This window comes from Mesorhizobium ciceri biovar biserrulae WSM1271 (genome assembly GCF_000185905.1).
Classification (GTDB): domain Bacteria; phylum Pseudomonadota; class Alphaproteobacteria; order Rhizobiales; family Rhizobiaceae; genus Mesorhizobium; species Mesorhizobium ciceri.
In genome coordinates this window covers 5807831-5830121 of record NC_014923.1, presented here as the reverse complement: position 1 = coordinate 5830121, position 22291 = coordinate 5807831, and the positions used below count along the sequence as shown (strand labels likewise).

At 59.0% G+C, this 22291-nt stretch carries 17 protein-coding genes and 1 pseudogene; 2 read left to right on the top strand and 16 right to left on the bottom strand.

Annotated elements, in window-relative coordinates; all coding sequences use genetic code 11:
• Positions 1 to 75: 75 nt before the first annotated feature.
• The 10 genes and pseudogenes from tdh to MESCI_RS28185 all read right to left on the bottom strand — a co-directional run bounded on the left by tdh (position 76) and on the right by MESCI_RS28185 (position 11763).
• Positions 76 to 1110, bottom strand: a complete 1035-nt coding sequence (gene tdh, locus MESCI_RS28230) for an L-threonine 3-dehydrogenase (RefSeq protein WP_013533376.1) — start codon at positions 1108 to 1110, stop codon at positions 76 to 78.
• A gap of 432 nt (positions 1111 to 1542) precedes the next feature.
• Positions 1543 to 2267, bottom strand: a pseudogene (locus tag MESCI_RS28225) (uroporphyrinogen decarboxylase/cobalamine-independent methonine synthase family protein); the annotation flags it as partial.
• A 521-nt stretch (positions 2268 to 2788) separates the two neighbouring features.
• Entirely contained in the window at positions 2789 to 3781 is a 993-nt protein-coding gene (locus MESCI_RS28220; protein ID WP_013533375.1) for an adenosine kinase, read from the bottom strand.
• 107 nt (positions 3782 to 3888) lie between these two features.
• Positions 3889 to 5064 (bottom strand): methionine adenosyltransferase, encoded by a 1176-nt coding sequence (gene metK / locus MESCI_RS28215; RefSeq protein ID WP_013533374.1) that lies wholly within the window; start codon positions 5062 to 5064, stop codon positions 3889 to 3891.
• Positions 5065 to 5118: 54 nt separating this feature from the next.
• Entirely contained in the window at positions 5119 to 6456 is a 1338-nt protein-coding gene (locus MESCI_RS28210) for a serine hydroxymethyltransferase (RefSeq protein WP_013533373.1), read from the bottom strand.
• A gap of 1158 nt (positions 6457 to 7614) precedes the next feature.
• A complete protein-coding gene (locus MESCI_RS28205) occupies positions 7615 to 8475 on the bottom strand; it encodes a hypothetical protein (protein WP_013533372.1) in 861 nt (286 codons plus the stop codon).
• 258 nt (positions 8476 to 8733) lie between these two features.
• Positions 8734 to 9981, bottom strand: a complete 1248-nt coding sequence (locus MESCI_RS28200) for a type II toxin-antitoxin system HipA family toxin (protein ID WP_013533371.1) — start codon at positions 9979 to 9981, stop codon at positions 8734 to 8736.
• Positions 9974 to 10309, bottom strand: a complete 336-nt coding sequence (locus MESCI_RS28195) for a helix-turn-helix domain-containing protein (RefSeq protein ID WP_013533370.1) — start codon at positions 10307 to 10309, stop codon at positions 9974 to 9976. Before MESCI_RS28195 ends, MESCI_RS28200 begins: the two co-directional genes overlap by 8 nt.
• Before the next feature lie 561 nt (positions 10310 to 10870).
• Positions 10871 to 11323, bottom strand: coding sequence for a BRCT domain-containing protein (locus MESCI_RS28190; protein WP_164919976.1), 453 nt, complete (start codon positions 11321 to 11323; stop codon positions 10871 to 10873).
• A complete protein-coding gene (locus MESCI_RS28185) occupies positions 11272 to 11763 on the bottom strand; it encodes a hypothetical protein (protein ID WP_041163535.1) in 492 nt (163 codons plus the stop codon). Before MESCI_RS28185 ends, MESCI_RS28190 begins: the two co-directional genes overlap by 52 nt.
• Positions 11764 to 13186: 1423 nt before the next feature.
• Between MESCI_RS28185 and MESCI_RS28180 the strand changes: the two genes are divergently transcribed.
• Positions 13187 to 13978, top strand: a complete 792-nt coding sequence (locus MESCI_RS28180; RefSeq protein ID WP_013533369.1) for a class I SAM-dependent DNA methyltransferase — start codon at positions 13187 to 13189, stop codon at positions 13976 to 13978.
• Between the two features lie 410 nt (positions 13979 to 14388).
• Here the strand turns inward: MESCI_RS28180 and MESCI_RS28175 are convergent, their stop codons facing one another.
• Entirely contained in the window at positions 14389 to 15816 is a 1428-nt protein-coding gene (locus MESCI_RS28175) for a hypothetical protein (protein WP_013533368.1), read from the bottom strand.
• A 428-nt stretch (positions 15817 to 16244) separates the two neighbouring features.
• The gene (locus MESCI_RS28170; RefSeq protein WP_013533367.1) at positions 16245 to 17276 is read right to left on the bottom strand and encodes a class I SAM-dependent methyltransferase; all 1032 of its coding nucleotides are present in this window, start codon (positions 17274 to 17276) and stop codon (positions 16245 to 16247) included.
• 366 nt (positions 17277 to 17642) lie between these two features.
• Here MESCI_RS28170 and MESCI_RS28165 point away from each other — a divergent pair, with 366 nt between their 5' ends.
• Positions 17643 to 17843 (top strand): hypothetical protein, encoded by a 201-nt coding sequence (locus tag MESCI_RS28165; RefSeq protein ID WP_041163534.1) that lies wholly within the window; start codon positions 17643 to 17645, stop codon positions 17841 to 17843.
• 157 nt (positions 17844 to 18000) lie between these two features.
• On the opposite strand, the gene MESCI_RS28160 is transcribed toward MESCI_RS28165, so the two are convergent.
• The 4 genes from MESCI_RS28160 to MESCI_RS28145 form a co-directional block, all read right to left on the bottom strand.
• Complete coding sequence (locus MESCI_RS28160) at positions 18001 to 18822, bottom strand: 50S ribosomal protein L11 methyltransferase (protein ID WP_276325707.1); 822 nt, start codon at positions 18820 to 18822, stop codon at positions 18001 to 18003.
• Positions 18823 to 19412: 590 nt separating this feature from the next.
• Positions 19413 to 20216: a dimethylarginine dimethylaminohydrolase family protein gene (locus MESCI_RS28155; protein WP_013533365.1), complete on the bottom strand. Its 804-nt coding sequence runs from the start codon at positions 20214 to 20216 to the stop codon at positions 19413 to 19415.
• A gap of 15 nt (positions 20217 to 20231) precedes the next feature.
• Positions 20232 to 21218 (bottom strand): citrulline utilization hydrolase CtlX, encoded by a 987-nt coding sequence (ctlX, locus tag MESCI_RS28150; RefSeq protein ID WP_013533364.1) that lies wholly within the window; start codon positions 21216 to 21218, stop codon positions 20232 to 20234.
• Positions 21215 to 22288, bottom strand: a complete 1074-nt coding sequence (locus tag MESCI_RS28145; protein WP_013533363.1) for an ornithine cyclodeaminase — start codon at positions 22286 to 22288, stop codon at positions 21215 to 21217. The genes ctlX and MESCI_RS28145 overlap by 4 nt, the downstream gene beginning before the upstream one ends.
• Positions 22289 to 22291: the final 3 nt, after the last annotated feature.

The window sequence follows — 22291 nt, the reverse complement described above, 5'->3', positions numbered from 1 at the left end:
TTTTGCATGCTCCCGCCCTTGGAGATCTTCGGCAGGCCAGGGCGCTGTCCGTCAGCATTAGGCCGGCCAATCGCCTCACCAGTCCATCACCACCTTGCCCGAACTACCGCTCCTCATCGCATCGAAGCCGGCTTGGAAATCGTCGATGCCGATGCGGTGCGTGATAAGCCCGGAAACATCCAGCGGCCCCTGCACCAGCGCGATCATCTTGTACCAGGTCTCGAACATCTCACGGCCATAGATGCCCTTGAGATGCAGCATCTTGAAGATCACCTTGTTCCAGTCGATCTCGAAACCGGTCGGTGCAATGCCCAAAATGGCGATCTTGCCGCCATTGTTCATGGTGTCGATCATATCGCGGAAGGCGGGCGCGGCACCCGACATTTCAAGGCCGACATCGAAACCTTCGGTCATACCGAGCACCGGCATGACGTCGCGCAGCTTTTCCTTGGACGCGTCGACGACGTGCTGCACGCCGAGTTTTTTTGCCAGCGCCAGCCGCACCGGGTTGATGTCGGTGATCACCACTTTTCGCGCGCCGACGCATTGGGCGACGAGCGCGCCCATGATGCCGATCGGCCCGGCGCCGGTGACCAGCACGTCCTCGCCGACCAGATCGAAGGAGAGTGCCGTGTGCACGGCATTGCCCAACGGATCGAAGATGGCGGCGATCTCGTCCGGCACATCATCGGGGATCGGCACGACATTGTGCTGCGGGATAGCCAGATACTCACCGAAGGCGCCCGGACGGTTGACGCCGACGCCGAGCGTGTTGCGGCACAGATGCCCTCGCCCGGCGCGACAGTTGCGGCAATGACCGCAGACGATGTGGCCCTCGCCCGACACGCGCTGGCCGACCTTGTATTCGGTGACCGCTGCGCCGAAATCGGCAACGGTGCCGACGAATTCATGGCCCGTCACCATCGGCACCGGCACCGTCTTCTGCGCCCACTGGTCCCAATTGTAGATGTGCACGTCGGTGCCGCAGATCGCCGTCTTCTTGATCTTGATCAGCACGTCGTTAGGGCCGATTTCCGGCACCGGCACCTCTTCCATCCAGATGCCTGGTTCGGCCTTGGCCTTCACCAGCGCTTTCATCATGTTCGACATCAGATGCTCCTTACACCTTGGTTTTGATCCCACTTGCGCCTCTCCTCTGGTAGCCGCACAACGGAAAGGTGGGGTTCGGAGAGCACAGCTGAGATTTCTGGACCGATGGGTATGTCGAGGCTGCCTTGGTGTCGAAGCAACACTCCACCGCGAGGGGCGCGTGAAGATCCAGTTCCAGCGAACCTCAGCGGAAGCGGAGCAAGCGCCACGCCAGATGCAGCGAAGTTTCAACTCATGGGATGAGTAAAGGGTCGCAGCTTGCGGCTCGGGGCCGTGGCTATGTTGTCGATGTCAGCAACATGCCAGGCAATCAATCGACACGATGCTCTCGATGGTCGATCTCACCGCGATATCTCATAGTGCGGACGCACAGGCGGCATCCGAAAACGTGCCCCTCGGTGAAGTGTCTGTTGACCGCTGCTGGCAGGTGACTTGGAAGGCAGCTCGTTCGTTCGGGTTAAGATCGAGCACAAGCGCCGGCTCATCAATCTGCACCCAGTTGGCCCCAGCGAGTTCCAGCTTCTGCGGGAGTTGCTCGTAGACGGGCAGCAGCCGCGGCAGGAGCGCCATGGGATTGAAACCCTGGTCGGGAGACTTCGCCAGCTTCAGGAAGGTCACGGGTCCAAGGATGACCGGGCGTGTATGGATGCCGAGCTCTTTTGCCTCCAGAAGTGATCGACGGGTTTCGTCGACGAAAGGGCGAATGTATGATCGTCGCCAGCTCCGGCACGAGGTAGTGATAGTTTGTTTCAAACCATTTGGTCATTTCCATCGCGGTTAGCATTGCCCCTTAACGGCATGCCCGTGACTGGCGTGTCCGCAACCCGCAGTATCGCCTTGCGTCCCGCGCGCCATCGCGAAGTAGATGTCGAGCGGCACCTCGCCGCCTGTCCAGCCGTAACGAGCTGGCACGGCGCCGACCATTGCTGCCGTGTCGAGCACGTGGTCATAGAGTGAGAAATCGTTCGACGGGATTTTCGACACGCCGCGGTCTCGCTGCTCCAACTGGCGGCACGGAGCGCCTTCGCCGTCGCCAGAAGGTTGGCAGCAGAAGATTTTCTGGACCAGTAGCTTTCGAGCGCGAATTTCAGTTCTCGCCGGCGACCGATACGCGGCACGCCAAGCGTTGCTATGGGAACTTGCTGAGAGACATTCATTCCATACCCCGATGGTTGGGGCGGGAAAAGGAAGGCGCTAGCAGGCCGGCATCAAAGCCGAGCTGCAGCGGCCACCAGACACCCCGCCCGTGTTCACCGTGGCAGGTCTCCTGGCTCGCGGATAACAGCCTCTGCCCCTCTTCCCGGGGAGTTCGCCCCAGTGACCTTAGTGGGTAGGCTGTGTTTATGTGAACTTTATCTGCGACGGTTTCCAAGTCCAAGGCCGCGCTAGGGCTGAGCCGCTTGTGCCCTCTCCAGTTTTGCGCAGGCCGTGCCTGGCCGCTCCGGCAAATCTGCGAGCCGCACGATCCTGGCTGGCGACTTCGGCAAATGGCCTGTCGGCCACCATGATCGGCCACAGTATTAGCCCGAAGAGCGTAAATGTTTCTGCGCCGTCAAAATCGGAAATTTGGAGAAAACCGCCATCCTTCACGGACGGGCACGCGACATTTCGAATTACACGCGCTTATCTTAACAGCCCTGCATCAAGTTCGGTGGGCAGCACCTTGCCGATATGCCCCCTACAACAATCCCGCCTGCTCAGCCTCGCGGCGCAGATTCTGCCGGGGCCTGGGGCCGATCTGCTGGATCACCAATCCGGCCGCCAGTGAGCCAAGATCACCGCAGGTCTTGAGGTCGCGGCCTTGCGTGTAGCCATGCAGGAAGCCGGCGGCGTAGAGGTCGCCGGCGCCGGTCGTGTCGACCAGTTCCTTGATGGCGGTCGCCTTGATCACCACGGTTTCGTCGCCGTGCACGATGACGGAGCCTTTTTCCGAGCGGGTCACGGCGGCGATCCGGCAATCCTTGCGGATCTGCGCCAGCGCCTCGTCGAACGAGGATGTCTGGTAGAGCGATTTGATCTCGTGGCTGTTGGCAAAGACGATGTCGACCGTGCCCGAACGCATCAGCTCGAGGAATTCGTCGCGGTAGCGGTCGACGCAGAACGAATCCGACAGCGTCATCGACACTTCGCGGCCTGCTGCGTGCGCCAGCTTCGCCGTCTGGCGGATCGCTTCCTTGGCGCGCGGCGGGTCCCACAGATAGCCTTCGAAATAGGTGACCTTGGCGCCAGACGCCTTGTCGGCCTCGACATCCTCCGGCCCAAGCTCGACGCAGGCGCCGAGATAGGTGTTCATCGAGCGCTCGCCGTCGGGCGTGACGAAGATCATCGAGCGCGCCGTCGGCGGCTCTCCCTTGAGCGGCGTGGTGTCGAAGGCGACGCCCTGCGCATGGATGTCGTGGGCGTAGATTTCGCCCAGCGCATCGTTGGAGACCTTGCCGAAGAAGGCGGCGCGGCCGCCGAAGCTGGCGACGCCGGCCGCCGTGTTGCCGGCGCTGCCGCCGGACGCCTCGATCGCCGGGCCCATGCGGCTGTAGAGCAGTTCGGCGCGTTGTGTGTCGATGAGGTTCATCGCGCCCTTGATGATGCCGTTGGTCTCGAGGAATTCCTCGTCGCACTGGGCGAGGATGTCGACAATGGCATTGCCGATGCAAAGCACGTCATAATCCGGCATCAAAATCTCCGCCAAAAACCCGAGCCGGCTTCTTGCCACGCCGGCCGGGTGTTTCTTTCGAGTGTGGAATGGGTCGTCCTTTGCCGAAAGAATCCAATACCGACGCATCAAGCAGCTGCGGGTCCTGCCTCACGCGACAGGTCGTCAGCTCTGTCCGTCTTTTCCCAGGTGAACTCCGGCTCTTCGCGGCCGAAGTGTCCGTATGTCGCGGTCTTGCGGTAAATCGGCCGTAAGAGATCCAGCGCCTTGATGATGCCTTTCGGCCTGAGATCGAAAAGCTCAAGGACGGCGCGTTCGATCCTTTTTTCATCAATCTTTGCGGTTCCGAATGTATTGATGAGGACTGAGACCGGTGCGGCCACACCGATCGCGTAAGCAAGCTGAACCTCGCACACCTCCGCAAGTCCGCTGGCAACGACGTTTTTTGCGACGTACCGCGCGGCATAGGCGGCCGACCGATCAACCTTGGACGGGTCCTTGCCCGAAAAGGCACCGCCGCCGTGACGCCCCATGCCGCCGTAGGAATCGACGATGATCTTGCGGCCGGTAAGCCCGCAATCGCCTCGCGGCCCGCCGACCACGAACCGGCCGGTTGGATTGACCAGGAACCTTATTCCCGTCGTATCCAGGTCATGGGGCAAGACCGGCCTTATGATCTCCTCAATGACGCCTTCGCGGACGGCGGCCTGTGAGACCTTATCGTCATGCTGCGTCGACAGGACTATGGTATCGAGCGCTACCGGTCGCAAACCTTCATAGCGGACGGACACCTGAGATTTAACGTCCGGGCGAAGCCAGCCAAGGCGTCCGGTTTGGCGCACCTCTGCCTGTTTTTTCGTCAAATCGTGAGCAAGTTGGATTGGCAATGGCATCAATGTTTCGGTCTCGTTGCATGCGTACCCGAACATGAGGCCCTGATCTCCCGCTCCCTGCTCGAGATCCTGCCCTCGTCCCTCGTCTACCCCCTGGCTGATGTCAGGCGACTGCTCGGTCAGGGCCAAGATCACCGCGCAACGCCGGCCGTCAAAGCCGATCGCATCGTCGTCATATCCAATGTCCAAAATGATATCGCGGGCAACTTGGCTGTAGTCGATCTGCGCGTGGCTGGTGATCTCGCCAGCCAGAACGACCATCCCTGACTTCACCAACGCTTCACAAGCAACGCGAGCCAGAGGATCCTTGCGAAGGATCGCATCGAGGACGCCATCTGAGATATTGTCGGCCATCTTGTCGGGATGTCCCGCGCCGACGGATTCGGAGGAGAACACGAATTGTCTGGTCATGGAATATCCTCGCTTCAAACGTTGGAATTAAATGTGACAGCCGATCCGGCCATCTTATCTGTCGGAGATGCCAGGGACGTCGAACGCAGCGCAGAAGTCGGCAACGTCTCTGCGCACGCGGGCATGGACATCCGAATCATCGGGCTGGCGGCAAACAAGGTCGATGAAAGCGGCAATCTGCAGCATTTCCGCCTCGCGCATGCCCACAGACGTCACTGCTGGCGTGCCTAACCGAATGCCGCTGGTGAGCGCGGGATGCCGCCGGTCGCCCGGCACCATGTTGAAATTCGTGATGATACCTGCTTGCGACAAGCGCTCGGCATAGGCTTTCCCGGACAGCGGCCGTTCCCGTAGATCAAGGATCAGCATGTGATTGTCAGTGCCCCCCGTGACGAGTTCATAGCCTCGCTCCAGAAGCGCCTGGGCCAGAGCCCTGGCGTTGTTGACGATCTGCTGACCGTACACACGGAAGGACGGATTCCCTGCTTCGTGCAGAGCGACAGCTAGCGCTGCAATCGTATTCATGTGAGGTCCGCCCTGCAGGAGAGGGAACACGGCACGGTCTATGCGTTTGGCCAGATTGTGTTTGCTCTTGGAATGATAGAGTGCCTGATAGCGGTCTTCATTCCTTGACAATATGAAGCCACCGCGGGGACCGCGGATCGATTTGTGAGAGGTGCTGGTGACCACATCGCAATGGCCTACAGGATTGGGGTGCACTCCTGCGACAACGAGGCCGCTGATGTGGGCGATGTCGGCCACCAGGTAGGAGTTCACCTCCGAAGCAATTTCGGCCATTGCCTCGTAGTCAAAGATACGCGGATAGGCAGTTCCGCCGACCCAAATGAGCTTCGGTCGTTCCCGCTTGGCCGTCTCGCGCAAGCTGTCATGGTCAATCTGGTGTGTCTTTTCGTGCAGCCCGTACGGGACTCTCTGATAGTCAGTGCCGGAGAAGTTGACGGCCCAACCGTGAGTCAGATGCCCGCCCTCGGGGAGGGTCAAGCCCATCATCTTGTCTCCCGGACACAACAGCGCTCGACAGACAGCCTGATTGGCCGGGGAGCCGGAATAGGGCTGCACGTTGGCGTGTTCACAGCCGAACAGTGCCTTCAATCGATCCATGGCGAGGTTCTCAAGCTCATCGACGATCTCGTTTCCGGCGTAATAGCGTGCGCCAGGATATCCCTCGGCATACTTGTTGGTGAAAATAGACCCGGTCGCTTCCAGCACCGCGGAGGACGCGAAGTTCTCGGAGGCGATAAGCTTGAGGGTCGTCCTCTCCTGGCGCTCCTGTCTTAAAAGCAGCTCGTGAACGCGAGAATCTGCGACAGCCAGGGGAGGCCACTCGCAAGTGCCAAGCTCCGCGATCCCGCCGCCAGTCGAATTGCTCATATCTGCTTCGCGATCCATTGGGACTAAGTTTCAAGACAAGCAGGCGGTCACCTTGGACCGCGCGCTCTGTATCGCCTCCAGTCGCTGTAGGTCTTGTCTGTGATGGCCATCGCCGTGAGGCAGGAGATCAACCAATAATTGAACCAAGCCGCCGTCCGAGCCTCCTGCTTCGAGGTGGTACGAAGGCCAGGGGCGCTGTTCGTTGCCGAGAAGAAAGCCGGCTCTGGCGAGCCGACGGACGTGTGCAACCACGTGCTCGCGAGACAGACTCAGAACTTCTGCTAGCTCGCAGACGGTTAGGTCCGCATGCGCACAAAGTCCCAGGATTCGAAGTCGATCAAGATGAGCCGCGGCCTTTAGGCGCCTGACCAGTGTCATCATCGTCCGGCGCTCGTTGTATTGACTTCGTCCATTTGGCGTCTCCCACTCTTTCAGAGGCGATCTTGCCGTCCCGACGAGGTCAATACGCTCGACCGCATCGTCAGATCGTTTGCGATATATCTCCTCGACCAAGGCAAATGCTCCTGCCGGCCCCTGCTTTTCCGAGCTGCAGGTATTTGGTCGGGGCACGGCGCCACGGTCTCGACCCGCGGCTTTAACGAGGCTCAACGTACATATTCTCACCGGTTTAGAGTGCTAAAAGTCCGCGATTTTCTTTGAAGGATCTGTTGCAACGCTGCATACCGGCGTTGGAAAGCCCAATCAGGAGACTTCATCGAGGTGCTTGCGCGGGCGGCCAAGCGTCCCGCTCGCTGCTGAGCTCGCTTGTGGTGGATCTCGCTGCTCTGAGGCTGGGTCAGGCACCCGAACTGCCCCCGGGATGTCATGTCGTTCGTTTCGAGAGCGGGGCCTGGTGATACAACTCCTCGGATAACTGATGTCAGCCTCCGAGGCTTCGTATCTAGCCTGAACCCGGGCGGCCGCCATTTTGGCCTCAAGGCGCGGCCTTCCCCAGCGTATCGATATACGACAGTACCGGACGGGGCCGAATACGTTTCGGCAGACGATCTGAATTTTCGTCCCCTGTCGGTGGTGATAGTGGGCATCAGCGCGGCGTGGCCGCGTTCAGTCTCCTGCGTTCCATCTTTCTGCCTAATCGTGCCGTGTCTGGTGTCGCCGGCCGTTTCCCCACGATGCTCATGTTCGGTGGTCACCGGATCAGTTGCCTCCTCTGATGCGTCGCTCCTCACCGATCGGGATGATCCAGCCGCCAGCGCGGTCAGGCCGAGAAAAATCATCGGGACCCCCTATCTGCGTCAGGCGCATGCGAACGGTTTGCAGCTCCGCGTCGATAGCGGCACGGATGAGATCGCGCTCGATGCCGACGAAGACCGGCCGGAGATTGAGGCGAGCGAGCGCCTCCTGATCGGCGGGCGCAACGTCGGTGTCAGCGACGGGTCCGGCACGGGTGACGATCCCTCCGATCAGTCCGCCCATGGTCGTGGCCTTTTCCAGCTCTCTCACCAACGTGGCATCCAGCAGCGCTCGGGCGCGTTGGAGATCCCCTTGCAGTCTTCGCGCGAACGGCTGGTGTGTGAGGCCGCGAAGCGCACTGGCTAGCTCAGCGTGCCCAAGCGACTTGATGAGATTGGCGATATGGAGGCGGAGAAGCCCGATGAAGAGCGCGTCTTTCTCCTCCGGCTTGATCGGCTCGCCTTCATCGATCGGATCGCGGACTGAGAGGTGGGCGTCCGTCGGATTTCGCGCCGCCATCCCCCAGCGGGTCGCGACGGCAATGCGCTTCACTGTGATCTTGCGGCCTCCAGCGGTGATATCTATCCGTCCGGCCTGAGCCCAGGCGCGGTTCAATGCTTTGGCCGGGCCGCCATTATCGTGGCAACCCTTCGCTTCGGCCACGGTCAAGGAGGACAGGTCGGATGCGCAGGCGATCCAGTCGGGCAGATCGCCGCGGGACAAGCGCGTGACTTTGACCTGCCGGCGGCGATCGAGGTCGATGATGCGGCTGCCGAGATGCGCGAAGACGAAAGTTGAAGTAGCGTTCCAGATAGGCGCGGGCAACGAAGCGGCCGAACAAGCCGGATAGCGCGACCTTCACCTCGCGGGCTTGCCCAAGCGGTTCCCGGAAGATGAAGGGCGTACCCGCGCCGGTTGGCGTCAACAGCGCGTCCAGGATAGACCACGCGCCGTATGCAGCCCCTGGCGTCTGCAACACTTCGCGAATCCCGGCGTCCTCGATCTCCGAGACGTCGAGGTCGACGGTCGCGCCCGTGACAGGGCTGAATGCTGGCGGATCGAAATTGTGGAGGAAGGTCCTCGTCATAGCGCCAGCGCCAGCTTGAGATCGTCATGCTCGAAAGCGCTGGCCATTCGGCTGATTTCCGCCGATCGAGCGCCGACCGCCTTGGCTGTATCGCGCCAGGTCGCTGTCACGGTCGCGACCTCTTTGATAATCGCGCGGGCCTGCGGCAGGGTGAGCGCGAAAAATATCGACGCGGCTTCAAGCAGATCGAGCGAACAGGTGCCCTCATCGAGATCGATGTTCGTCGTCAGCACCCGGGCCTTGAGATCTGTCGGGACGGGATTGAGGTCGTATGCCGGCGAGAGAGACCACCCCGCCTTTCCCAGCCATAGGAAACCGTGATTGCGGAGGTGGTCGTCGACATTGGAAACCAGCACATTGAAGACGACCCGCCGATAGAGGGCATGCGCGTCCGTCTTCCCCTGGGCGCCGTGTTGAGCAAGGGCATCGACGATCTCCGGATAGCTGCCGCGCTCACCGTCCTTGGCGCCCATCATCGCCATCGCCGACAGGAACGGGATGCGGCTCGCACCGTCACGATCGAAGCGCCGCGACAACATGACTGGCTTGCCGGCGACCTCGATCAGCTCGTGTCGAGGCGTGGCAATACCTGCCTGGCCGGCCAGCCGCAGCGCGATCTGTTCCCAGGTCTCCATACTGTAGTCGTCGGTCTCCTTCGGGAATTTCGCTATGGAGAGGTGACCATGTTGGTCGATAACCGAGGCCTTCGGTCGGGCACCGCCCAGGGAGGAGCCTGGGGCAAAGATGAGCTGCAGGTCTTCATCCGTTTCCTCGTCTCGGAGGATCCGTTCGGTGATCTGGAGCAAACGGCCAAGCTCGATTAAAGCGGGAACGCCCGTGCGGATCGGCGCTTGGAAAATCTCTTCGCCGACCCAGCGGAAGCGGAGGGCGCCAAGTCGCGTCTCGTCGGCGACGCTGAGCAGGTAGTCGCTTTCTATAAGCGTGCGAACCGCGCGGCCTTCTTGGTCGGCGAGGCGGCGTTCGGCGCGCTGCATGAGGCGCCGGCCCCAGGTATCCGGCGCTGAGTCGCCGATGGAGCCGAAAGTCGCAAGACCTGCAGGGGGGGCGAAGGCTCCGCGGGTCAGAGCAAGAGCTGGCTCTAGCGAGAAGCGGTCCGAATCCTCAAGCCATGCTCCGTCATACTCGAAGAGCATGGTCTCGGTGCCCCGGACGCGATTGCTCCTCGCCAGTCCGATCGGGCGTGTGCGGCCGTCCAAATCGATATGGACCTCGAAGTCAGCCATCGCGCGACGATCCGGTTGGCCGCTGGAGGTGGACATGCTTGGGCAGGTCGGCACTGGCGAGCGCCTGACCGACGCTGTCGTTGCTGATGTCGGCGACCTGGCCTAGGCCCTCGAGGAGGCCGAGCGCCTGCAGGACGCCGGCATAGATGCCGACGCTGACGTTGGTGTCCCCGGCTTCGACCCTTTGCAGAGTCGAGCGAGAAGTGAAGGCGCGCTCGGCTACCACCGCCATCGGCAGCCGTCGGCGTCGACGGGCATCATGAATGTCAGCCCCAAGCTTGCGCAGCACGCGCCGCACCGCAGCAGGAGGGTTGTGTGGAGTGGGCATTATGTCACCTTCGCGCTACAGATTGGTGCGTTATGTAGCACGAAGACTACATTTCATCTAGCCCTTGAAGCCTCATCTCAATGGAGAACGAAGTTCTATTAACGCCGTCGTGATGGCATCGACGGGACCCCCCAGTCGACGGCGATCGCGGCGACCGTGGTCATCACGTCATCGAAGCTCGTTCGGTCGACCTGAGTGAAAGGAGCGTCTGTCTCCGTCACTATGCGGTCGATCTGGGCAAGTGCAGGCGAGAGAGCGGCCGCGATGCGAACGGGTCATCTCGGCATGACGGAGAAATAGCATAGCATCGGCGCACATCGAGCCTCGCTTTTGCTTCGGGTGAACCAGTGAAGCACGACCGTGCCGCGATGCCGTGGGAGATATTGTTCGTGCAGGTGCGGCCGCTGCCCGCCTTAAAAACTGTCAAGAAAGGTGGCGAGCGCCCAGACCCGTATCAGGATCCACTAAGGCTCGGGTATTCAGGCTCCGCGCTTCCAACGCGACCATGCTCTGAAGCCGCACTTCCAAGATAATAGGTTTTCCTTTGCCGGATGGAGGCGGTCAGAAACCCAACGCTTTGGCCAGCATCGGTTCAAGAACCAGATCCGGCCGACCTCCCTTTTCGCGAAGCTCCATTGCCCTTATGATCTTCGTGCCTTCATGGCTGTGCTTCCAGTCCCGAGACGCTTCGGCCGCGACGACGAGGTAGTCGGTCTGGCCGCAGACGGTTTCCTTCCAATCACCGCCGCGTTCGCAAATCATCTCAGCGATTACCTTTCGCGGGCCAATGGCGAATTTTCCCGTGAGGACGAACATCCGACTCGGAATTACGAGCCGGCTTGCATCCTCCAAGGCGCCGTCAATGACACCCACATTGCCGAAGGTAGGCAGCCCCGTATCTGTCGCGCTGTCGCCGACAAGATGGGCAATCCACCCGCATATGTCTTTTGCCTCCTCGGCGGTTATGCGACCGTCAGAAATAGACCTTCTGGCAGTTTCTCCGAGAGACGCCACGCGGCTGTCTCTCTGCAGGACCACACTCGCAGTCTTTCGACCTCTGCGGGCGTGATGGAGTTGTCGCAGGCGATACCGGCACAGAACCCGTAGAACTCGTTGACTTCGTCCTTCTCGTCAGCGGCGATAAACTCCCGCGAGCGTATGCCGACTATAGTTTCAAGGATGGCGTAGATCTCTTCGGGCGCGTTACCCCACACATCCAGATCGCGGATGAGCTCGGCAGCATCGTCGTCATGAAGAAGGGACAGGAACTGCTCAGCTTCGACCCTGAGTGGCGGCATCTCCGCGCTCTCGACCCGCTCGCTGGCCATCACGCCCTTCAAGAACCCGAGCCAGTACCCCAACGCCTTCCGGTGATTTGCCTGCGCATGGATTCTACCGAGCGCGGCCCCTTCGTGTTCGAGTTTACCGCCCCTTCCGCGGAACACTTCAACCATTGTCGCCCCCTCGACTCTTTGGTTTCGATCGTAGCAGACATCAGAACACTCATCTATCCGCCGACCAGACAACGCGTGCCTAAACCGGAAGGCCTATCCCGTTAGCTCCCTGCTTTCTCGATGGTAGGGCCAGGTTGCCACCCCAGGAACGGCGTTTCGGCCGAGCGGTCGACCAAAGAAGACGCTCTGGACTCACCAAGGATCAGGCCGCCTGAACCCGCTGCCTCCGACGCGCTCTGTCCCTCGCGCAGCCGTGCTCGTCCGCAAGGGACGCTCCGCTCAAGCCCTTGCGGACTGCGCGCGCCTGCGCATGGCGGGACGCGCGACGGCGGCTCCGGAGATCAGGCTTGGTTCCAGACCGCTTCGTGCGGGGAGCTAAAGCTCGAGACCGCCCTTTCGCCTACTGTGCCGACACCGTTCTGTCCCTGGCGCTGCCGTGCTCTTTGATTAAATCTGCCGAATTCTCGCGTATCCTGCGGCCGCGCATGTGAGCACAAGGTGGCGCCTGGCGCTTCGACGAGCCCCACAAAAACCAGCGTCGGCATGGCGACCGAAATGCTGAGGCAAGAGACCGCCACTCCAGAAGGAAAAGTTCGTCATGCATTCCCATGCCGTTATTGCGTCCCTGCCAGTCGCCGGGGCCGACCGTACTGTCCTTATCGAACGTCATGACGATGACGGAGGCCGCCCCCTTCCTGGGAGTCCATCACTAACCGAGAGATTCCTGGTGGATTCGGGATACGTCGAAACGACCTCGTGAGAGGGAACTGGCCGCAAGAACATTCGGGCCGAATTCACTACGGCGGCGGCAGCACGGCCGCTCCAGATCGATTTCGTCCAGGCCAGGAACGGGCCAGGAGACTAGGACGCGGTGCGGGTCCTTGCCCCGGCTCTCGGAAGCAGGATTCAACCTGCGATCCGCACCTCGATGGGGAACAGTCGCAAAGTGCAACCGAAGCTTTTGAGCAAGTGTTCACGGCTCAAATCGGAACGCCGGGGACTATGGATGTATCTTCGGCACGGCGACTTCAAAGGAACCGCCTCGTTATGGGCCAAAACGTTTGTGATGACGTAAAGGTCGGGCCAGAGTTGCCACTCCCCGCACGCGGTGTCCCTCTGAGGCGCCTTTCGCGACCAGAATCGTCTGATCATTTGTCGGAACCCTGACAAAGCTGTGTCGTTGCAAACAGACAGAAGCGGAGACTAAGAGCCAATATGGTGAACTAAACCGACTCTTTGAATTGGCTTGGCTCTTGCATTTTGAATCCGCGTTCACTCCGCAACGGAGCCGTTCGATGTCCGGAGCCCGACCAGAGCGACACCCTTCGACCATTTCCTGTTGCGGAACGAGCGGCGTTATTTCCGAGCCGATTGCATACGAAGTAATTGCTAAAATCCTTAAATCAATCTCACAGGAGGAGAAATGGCTGACGAATTCATCTACGACGAAAATTGGTCGGCAATGTATGAGCTACTTACATTGCTGCGAGGTAAGAATGATGAGGTTGGCGAGACTGTCGCCTTTCTTCAGCGATTTTCCAGCGGAGGGACTGCTCTTGAACTTGGCATTGGCGACGGACGCGTGGCGGTGCCGTTGAGCGAGCGCGGCGTCAAGGTCGAAGGTATCGACAATTCGGACAGCATGTTGAACCTTCTCGCCAAGCGTACTGATCTGATTAAGTTTTGGAAGGCAGATATTTCAAGATTTAGATCGGAGCAACGCTACAACTTGGTGTATTGCGTTTGGAATACATTCACGCAGGCCGTCACGCGCGAAGCGCAAATAGCTTGCCTCCGATCTGCCGTGGAGGCGTTAGATGATGGAGGGAATTTGGTGATAGATGTAGGCGTGCCGCCCTTGGATGGTTTCGTCAACGGCCAGAAAATTTCCACGCTCGTTGTGGATCATGAGAATACGATCATCGCTGCTGATGTGCACGATCCCCTAACCCAAAACTTGGTCTCAACCCTCCTCTGGTTTTCTGGTACGTCGGTCAAACGATTGCCCAATCGCGTTCGTTACGTCTATCATCAGGAACTCGATACCATGGCCGAATGCGTAGGGCTCAAGCTGGCGGAGCGTTGGGGAGATTGGGCAGGAGGTGCGTTCACCGAACAGTCCAAACGTCATATCTCTGTTTACGGCCGAGCGACGACCGGTCTATTAAATGAGTTATCTCCAACTCATGTAAGGCAAGCCCCTCGAGGCGGATGATAAAGCCTGGCAGAGCCTCATTGAAACAACCGTGAGGTTGTTGTGAGCGGAACAAGCTAGCTTGGCGGCATAAGGGTCTATGATCGGTTCTACCTATTCGCAATATCGGCCTGTAGGAGTCAGCAGCGCGAAGCGCGAACGTGCATCAGCGAACAAGCGCGGCTCACGAACTTCGATGCCTTAACAACTCGATCGCGCGCCGAACGACATCGCTGGCTTTCTGCAAGCACTTGACCACCTGACGCCGAAGGCCATTTCTGTCAGCATAATTCGGCCGTCCGCAATCGCCAATCCGCACGCATGGCTCGCACAGGTCTTCAAAGCGCATCGGCGATGGAAGGCCCGACAGCGATGTCCATGCGTTCTGTGAAATGACCAAATCTGAACGGCGTCAGCTTCGCGCTCACAGATCAACGGGAGGGGCCAATTACATCCTGTTTTGGCTGCTGAGCGCCAGCGAGCCAAATGGGGCGATCCTCCAATGCTGTTTCCTTTGCAAGCCGTTTGCACAACGTTTGCCAGAGGGGATCGCCGGCGAATGCTGGCAAGCTGCCCCATGCCTCGCTCAAAGGTATCTCGCCATAGCAGTCGATTAGCCGCCCAAAATCGCAGCCAAGCTGGGTCATAAGACTGAACGGATCGATTCGACCCGGCGAGATCGTACGATGCCCCCACAGACTCGGCTCTTGGTCAGACCCCAGCGAGACGGACAAGCTACGATTTGCAGGTGACGGAAACTCAGAGAGAGTAGACAGCAAGGCATAGCGCATAATCGGATAGTAAACGATCTGGCGACTGCCGCCGAGCACCCGCACTCCAGGGAGTATCGATGTCACAAAGAATGACAGGAGCATACTGGGTATGATTTCACGCTCGTTCAACGATTGGAGAAGCGCGTCAGGTGCGCACTGTACAGAGAAGGTCCCGCTTTCGTTCAAAAACAGGCCATCGCGCAGCCGCAGGGGAAATATGCGCCCCCCTGAAAAATGCCAAAAGAAGTCGGTTGTCGTCTTTGCCCAGTCGGCCCATTGGCCGCAATCAAACGATGCGAAATGATTGAGCAGCCTCTTCGCAAAAGAGCTTGGTCCAAACAGCGTTGACGAAAGCCAGGACGACGGGTCGCGAAGATGCTGGGCGACTAGGTCGCCCACGTCCCAATCGTCGAACTGCAACAAGTGAAGATCCGATGCGAAGAAACGGCGCCAGAGGCTCTGATTGGCTGTCTTGATAGCATCGGCGGCCGAGAGAAACTCGTCATCGGGCAGGGCTCTTTTCAATCGCTCGGCCAATTGGCTCGCGATCCCCGTCTGTTTGGCGCTCGTCAGAGCAAACCGCTGCGGCGCATCACGTCCGCAAACACTGAGTCGACCCATTTTTCTGTTTGACAGCCCGAAGAGATTGAAGTGCTGACCTCCAAGCCGCAGCCAACCGGGGCCTTTCTTGTCGCTTTCTTGGAATTTAACGGTTGAACTCGAATGAGTCACATACCAGCTGTCTTTATGGGAGCGCAGCCCCATGGCACTAAAGATATGCGTGTAGAACGCATCGGGTTCAAAGGCCAGGTAACAATGTGGGCCGGTCTGAATGACCGGTCGGCTTCGAAGCTGTGTACCGAGTTTTTCAATCTGCGGATGCCCGTAGCCCAGACGAGAGGCACAATCTGCAAGTCGCAATTCCATCTGCTCTAGAGCATGCATACGGACAGGATCGGCGGCGGCGGGTTTAGCGTCATAAGCGACATGCGCATACGCACGTGTCGGAAGCGTCGAGTAACGCGAGATGTGTGGCACAAGCCAAGCCAATGCTTCAGCGACGGGTTTTGGAGATGGCGATTTCATTACACGTCATCCGGTGGCTGTTGGGCTACCGTTTTGCTTGGTGGACAGACGAGAATACCGACTGTCCAAACCACGACCATGACAACTCCGAAATACGGGAGCCCGGCCGGGGCAGCAGCGTATCGCCGGCAAATGCAGTCAAACCATACACAACAAATCCAAACCCCGTTGCAAGGGTTTGGATGCGCACTGGCCGATCGACGGGAACCGCAATAAAGCCGACTGCGCCGCTGGTGAACAATGGGTCATCCTTCCCGACAACAGTAATGAGGTGACTGTCTGTACGCTGTTGTTTTCAAGAAAGCGCGAGCCATGTAGCGGACATGAAATACCAGTACCTACGGATATTGGAGGCAAGCCACTGGCCAAGAATGTACTGGTCGTAAATGATGGCATGTTAGGACGCGTTGGTCGTTGGCCGGCTTCGCTCATCTGCCGGACGCTGCCAGGCGGCGGAACGGCGGGGGTTCGAAGGCCAATCCCGGCAGCGAAGCCGGAGTTTCCGTATAGACGTATTCATTTGGAATGCAGGGCGGGGCCATCGCCGAAATTACACGCCGAAGATTGTCCGCGTTGTTGCTAGCGGCAAGTGTGTAGAAATTGCCGGAATTCCATGTCACGCATCCGTATTTGAAGTGTGCGGCCACCGACTCTGACATTTCAGATAGCGTCGTCTCATTGAAGTTCATTTGCTTAAGAATGGATTCAGTCTTATTTTTGATATCGTCCTGAGTGAAGAAGCGTGCCTTATATCCGTAGTCTTTCTGTAGCTCCCGGCTCAGGTATGAGATATCGTCGTCTTGCCGAAATTTTTCGAAGAAGAAGAATATCCCGCCGTCTTTCAAATGATGTTTCACAAAGCCAATCTGCGCCTTTCGATTGGGCGAATACATTTGAAATGTGGTGTCCTCCAAGATGATGTCGAATCCGTCGGCAAAGTGCCTGAGCGCCGACGTTCCCACCATTCTGCTCCGGGTCAAGTGATGAAATGGGCCGAGGAAGAATGTTGCATGCGCGGGCCGTCCGTGGAGAAAGAAGCTTTCCTCGTTTTCTTTATTGGGACTGCATGAAAGGGTTTGAATCTTGCCGTTGCCCAGCTGGGCAAGCGTTCGAGCGAGTGTGCCTTCGGCGGCCCCCAGCAGATAGAACCGAGCCGGGACGGTCTCATCCGCGATAGCGTCTGCATATCGCAAGAAGGCATCGCCAACTCGAACCTCCTCCTCGAGACGATAAGGAATGCTGGCATGATAGTGAGGGTCGAAGCGGCCCCAGATCTGGCGATGCACGCTGGTGAAGCTTTGCAGCGACACATCCCCTTGGAAAAGGCGCGCATCCACGCTCGGAACTTTGATCGGGGCTCCTGATCGGCCTGCTGCGGTCGCCGAAAAGAAATCGGCCATTTCATTCAATCGCGGTGCCTTATCGCAGTCCTTGAAAAAGTCTTCCACCTGCTGTTCCATTTCGCTCTTGTTGCTCGACGCACAGCCTCCGGCAGTTTGCGCATGGCTCCGTCTATAGACGCATCTGAGGCGCACGCGCGGACGAGTGAGGGCATCCGAGGCTGCGGCTTTGTGCTGCTGACCCGGCAGGCCGGCTTCGCCAAAGTTATATCACATCGCAATCAGTACTAATGTAAAAGTTAGGCTAAATCGCAAGTGTAGGCTGCACCTTGAAAATTAACACACTTTGGACATTAATTAATAAGCTGCGCAAGGAGTGTTGGACATCAGTCCACAGTCGTCTGCCCACCTTGGGTGTGCACATTAGTTGCTCACGCGTTGACCGGTGTCGCCCAGTCGAGCTTGCCTGTCCCGGGCAATGATCACATGTCGCCAAAATGGGAAGACACGTCTGTAAAGCCGGTGATCGCTTTGATCTCGCGCGTCAAGATCCCCCGGACCGAAGCCCTGATTGAGCTCGACATCGGAGAAGCGAACGGCGCCTGCATCGCCGACAATCCCAGCATGTTGACCCGTTATCAGCATGTTACCCAAACAGGCGGAGCGGTAGCCGAGTCTGCCCGGTAAAAGGTCCGGTCAGAGGTTGTATCTTCAATACTGGATCGTGATGGCCTGTGCTCACGGGGGATCAGGTAACGTTAGCATCACCAGCCCCCCTGCAGCCGCCCTGTCAGCAGAACCTTCAGCACATGAACCAAGAGCCGCTTGTCGCTTGCCCTGCACTTCATGTCGAAACCAAATCGATCGACCCAGATTTATCACCTCTCAAATAGTATCTCCGCCCAGATTCGACCGGCATAGGTACTCGTAGGGGGTGAAAAGCCGTTCGCCAATGACTCTTCCGCTCTCTAGAAGAGATGAGAAATTTCCCAAAATGGGCGTCAAAATATGAGGTCATTCCATGGCAAAGGCCAGAGCTGTGAACTGTAACTTGATGTTCTACCGGGTCCAGAGCGCTTGGATCTAAATAATCATAGCTCCTGAAAAGAACGGTTGGCGAGAGACATACCGGATCATGTAGCGTCTGGATCACCGAAAAATATGAACGTTCGGCAAACAGGTTAAATCCCGAAAGATCGAATCCGCATTGGTTAAAGACGGAATTGTCCTCAAAGGCTTGCACGTCGGTGCAGAGGAACCCGAATTGCTGAATCCGATCTGGCATCACTACTGTAGCAGGACTGGCGATTTGGCGGATGTCTTCCGCTATCGATTCATATCCCTCACCAACTACCCCAGAATCCAATGTTTCCGTAAAAATTATGTCAGGCGCCGAAGGAAGGTCGCCGTCCTGAATTGCTTGCCTTGAGGACTTTGCAATCACCACGATGCGATCCTGCAAATCGTTGTTCCGGATAATCTCCCGCGCTGCCGCAGCAATTCGCTCATCCATCTCGCATGTGAATACCTTTCGGGCGCCATGCCTGGCGAAGAGCATCGCCGGAAGGCCAGCCCCGGTCCCGATTTCCACGACGGTCTTTCCTCTGAGATTACAGGATGCTATGGCCGCCTCTATTGCTGCATTTCGTGCGGAGTCGCGCATCATTCTGAAATGCCAGTTGGGAACCTGGGAATCTGCGTGAGCGCGGGACGGGATTTTGTGCATTTAATACCCTTCTGAACCCCTGTGGCGGGTGAATAAGCCACTCATCGCGGACGGCGATCGACGACGTCGCGCGGTTTGTAGGGCTCCCTGTCAGCCTCTGAGACGAACGAATGAGTGTTGCGGTTCGCGAAGGGGAGGCAGCAAGAATGGTGCCAAGGCACGCAAGCGCTAAAGACCTCCACCTGCCATTTCCGTCGCCTGCAAGAGAGTGCTCTGATCTCGTTTTTCGGAATGCGCCGGGTACCTGAACTCAGTGCCGATTTGTCGAATCCACGACACGGTCATCTTTCGCTGTCTTACAGCTGGTGGTCGCCTCAAGCTCCAGCGTGTCGCGGAATAGGAGGTCGGCGATGCGACGAGCCGACATGAGATCGACAATTCTCTGGGTAAAATACGGTTTCTAACATAAGTCCGTCGTCGCTTTACCCGGAGAGAAAGCGTGGCGGCGCGACAATCACGATCGAGGGGAAAGCACGAGTTCTGTTTGTCGTCTGGACGTCTGGGGCGGCAACAAGGGGGGTTTGAATGACCTACCTGCAGTCCCGGTACCAGCGCAGCGACATACAGGAGAGCCCGGCATCGATCCTCTCGATCTCGGCGGTCTTCAGAGGCACGACCTTGTAATTCGCCTTTTCGAGCATCTCAATCGTGCGCGGGTAGCCCGCGCTGACCATGACGATGTCGTTGACGCGCAGCACGTTCGCCGCAGGCTCTTCGCCTTCCGGGACGATGAACTGGCGGAATTCCTTGAATACGGAAGCCTTCGCGAGGGCAGCGGTCGAAATCACGGTTTCATCGTCGAGCAGCGAGGAGGCCGTCTTGAAATGCAGAACGCCTTTCGGAGTCTCGGCAATCTGGGCCTTCCCGCCGAGTTGCTCGATACAGGAGACAAGGGCCTCTGCCCCGGCCTTGTCGGTGCGATCGGACAGGCCTATCAGGACGCTATTTGGGGTGTACATGATATCCCCGCCGTCGGCTTGTCCCGGGGTAGGGAGTTCTAGCACGGTGTCGAACATATCGCGCAGGATCGGCGCGAGCTCCGCGGTCTCGGCGACCCGGCTTGGCGCGCCGGGACGGAGCAGGATGGCGCCCCCGGTGAAAACGAGCGCCGGGTCTTCGACAAACAAAGAGTCTGGAAAGGCCTCAAGAGACGGCAGGACGCTCACTTCGACACCTGCATGCCGCAAGGACGCAACGTATGCGTCGTGCTCGCCCTTGACGCCTTCATAGGTAGGACCTCCCCGATCATCGGCGCGTAGGCCGTTGACGACCGAGATCGAGGGTTCGCGAACGATTGCGGAGTTGAACTGATAGACCGATCTGGTTTGCGACATTTCCAATCCTATTTGTCAGTAGTGTTTCGCTGTGCGGCTTGCTTGGGCGGTGAATGGCGTCTGTGCGGGCTGCGCCCTGCGCCTCGACAGGTGAATCCCTGCAAGCATGCACCGGACCGATCCACCCGCGAGTTCGATTGTCGAGACATCGAACGGCAATAGTCGCGCGGACTGCTCGATTGCCGATATCTGCTCCGCCTGCAGCGCCGCGTGTGCTCGCCCGGAAATGGCAACAATGCGACCATCCGTGCCCTCCAGTTCAATGGCATTGCCGGCGAAGTCTTCGATCTGCTCGATCGAAAGCTCCACGATCTGACGACCGGTTTCCTCCAACCTCGCGACGACTTCCCGCCGCCGCCAGGGATCAGGGATCGACTGCGCCCCTAACAACGCGAAATCGGTGCCGACGCACATCAGGACATTGGTGTGATAGATTGCCTTGCCGCTGCGATCGACTGCGTCAAAGATCATTGGCTCGAAATTGAAGTGCGTGCAGAACCGTTCGAGCGCAACCTCGTTGGCCCTGTTGGAACGCACCACGTAGGCGACACGGGCAATGTGGTCGAGCACCATCGCACCGGTCCCTTCGAGGAAGACCCCGTCTTTCTCGAGGCCGGAATAATCGATGACATCCTGAACCCGGTACTCAGCCTTGAGCATCTCGATGATGTCGGTCCGGCGCTCTTGCCTTCGATTCTCCGAGTACATCGGATAGATCGCGACATGCCCGCCAGAATGGGTCGAAAACCAGTTGTTCGGAAAGACGGAGTCGGGTGTTGCGGCCGATTCATCCTCATAGAGGTGGACAGTGATCCCGGCCTCAGCGAGGCCATCGGCCATACGCGTGGCTTCTTGATATGCCAGAGCGACCAGATCATCCGGCTTCCGCTTTTCATCGCGCACCTGGAACGTATTGTCTGCCGCAGTGACCGGATTCGGCGTGAAGTGATGAGGACGGATCATCACGACGGCCCTCGGCGCCTGCATGGATACTTTGCTCATCCCAATGCACCGCTCAGCCGCACTGGAGCCGGTTGGGCGGCGCGCAGGATCATGCCGTACAAGTCGCGGGGTTCATCCGGGTCGGCGAGGAGATCGAGTTCTTCGTAGAGTCCGGTGTCCTTGAGGCGGTCGCGCACATAGCGCAGGGCCGAAAAATCCTCGATCGCGAAGCCCACGGAATCGAACAAAGTGATTTGGCGCTCGTCGCGGCGGCCGGGCGCGTTGCCGGCGATCACCTGCCAGAGCTCGACCACCAAGTGCTCGGGCGCGAGCTGTTGGATTTCGCCTTCGATGCGGGTCTGTGGGGCGTATTCCACGAAGATGTCGGAGCGCAGAAGAATGTCGCGGTGCAGCTCGGTCTTGCCTGGACAGTCGCCGCCGACCGCGTTGATGTGGACGCCGGGGCCAACCATGTTGTCGGTAAGGATGGTGGCACACTGCTTGTCGGCGGTGACGGTGGTAATGATATCGGCGCCTTCCACGGCCTCCTGCGAGGAGGCGCAGGCGGCGATGTCCAGGCCGATGCCGGCGAGGTTCTTCGCGCAGCGGCGCGTTGCGGCAGGATCGACGTCGTAGAGGCGCAGTCGATCGACGCCGACGATGGCCTTGAAGGCGATCGCCTGGAACTCGGACTGTGCGCCGTTGCCGATGATCGCCATGGTGCGAACGCCCTTCGGCGCGAGATGCTTCGCCGCGACCGCCGACATGGCCGCGGTGCGGAGCGCGGTGAGGATGGTCATCTCCGTGAGCAGCATTGGATAGCCGCTTCCGACATCTGCCAGAACGCCGAAGGCGGTGACGGTCTGGCGGCCGGAGCGCGTGTTCTTGGGATGGCCGTTGACATATTTGAAGCCGTAGGTTTCGCCGTCGCTCGTCGGCATCAGCTCGATGACGCCGTCCACGCTGTGGGACGCCACTCGCGGCGTCTTGTCGAACAGCTCCCAGCGGCCGAAGTCTTCCTCGATATAGCCGGCGAGGTCGGTCAGGAAGCGCTCCACGCCGATCGTCAGAACCAGCTTCATCATATTGTCCACGCTCACGAAGGGAACGATGTTTAGCTTCTCGGGCATGGT

Bases quoted from the DNA above. Each gene is read 5' to 3' on its own strand.
- MESCI_RS28145 (WP_013533363.1), bottom strand. From the start codon at position 22,288: ATGCCCGAGAAGCTAAACATCGTTCCCTTCGTGAGCGTGGACAATATG.
- MESCI_RS28200 (WP_013533371.1), bottom strand. From the start codon at position 9,981: ATGGCTGACTTCGAGGTCCATATCGATTTGGACGGCCGCACACGCCCG.
- ctlX (WP_013533364.1), bottom strand. From the start codon at position 21,218: ATGAGCAAAGTATCCATGCAGGCGCCGAGGGCCGTCGTGATGATCCGT.
- metK (WP_013533374.1), bottom strand. From the start codon at position 5,064: ATGACCAGACAATTCGTGTTCTCCTCCGAATCCGTCGGCGCGGGACAT.
- tdh (WP_013533376.1), bottom strand. From the start codon at position 1,110: ATGTCGAACATGATGAAAGCGCTGGTGAAGGCCAAGGCCGAACCAGGC.
- MESCI_RS28170 (WP_013533367.1), bottom strand. From the start codon at position 17,276: ATGGAACAGCAGGTGGAAGACTTTTTCAAGGACTGCGATAAGGCACCG.
- MESCI_RS28180 (WP_013533369.1), top strand. From the start codon at position 13,187: ATGGCTGACGAATTCATCTACGACGAAAATTGGTCGGCAATGTATGAG.
- MESCI_RS28195 (WP_013533370.1), bottom strand. From the start codon at position 10,309: ATGCCCACTCCACACAACCCTCCTGCTGCGGTGCGGCGCGTGCTGCGC.
- MESCI_RS28220 (WP_013533375.1), bottom strand. From the start codon at position 3,781: ATGCCGGATTATGACGTGCTTTGCATCGGCAATGCCATTGTCGACATC.
- MESCI_RS28175 (WP_013533368.1), bottom strand. From the start codon at position 15,816: ATGAAATCGCCATCTCCAAAACCCGTCGCTGAAGCATTGGCTTGGCTT.
- MESCI_RS28210 (WP_013533373.1), bottom strand. From the start codon at position 6,456: ATGAGCAATTCGACTGGCGGCGGGATCGCGGAGCTTGGCACTTGCGAG.
- MESCI_RS28155 (WP_013533365.1), bottom strand. From the start codon at position 20,216: ATGTCGCAAACCAGATCGGTCTATCAGTTCAACTCCGCAATCGTTCGC.
- MESCI_RS28165 (WP_041163534.1), top strand. From the start codon at position 17,643: ATGTCGCCAAAATGGGAAGACACGTCTGTAAAGCCGGTGATCGCTTTG.
- MESCI_RS28160 (WP_276325707.1), bottom strand. From the start codon at position 18,822: ATGATGCGCGACTCCGCACGAAATGCAGCAATAGAGGCGGCCATAGCA.
- MESCI_RS28185 (WP_041163535.1), bottom strand. From the start codon at position 11,763: ATGGTTGAAGTGTTCCGCGGAAGGGGCGGTAAACTCGAACACGAAGGG.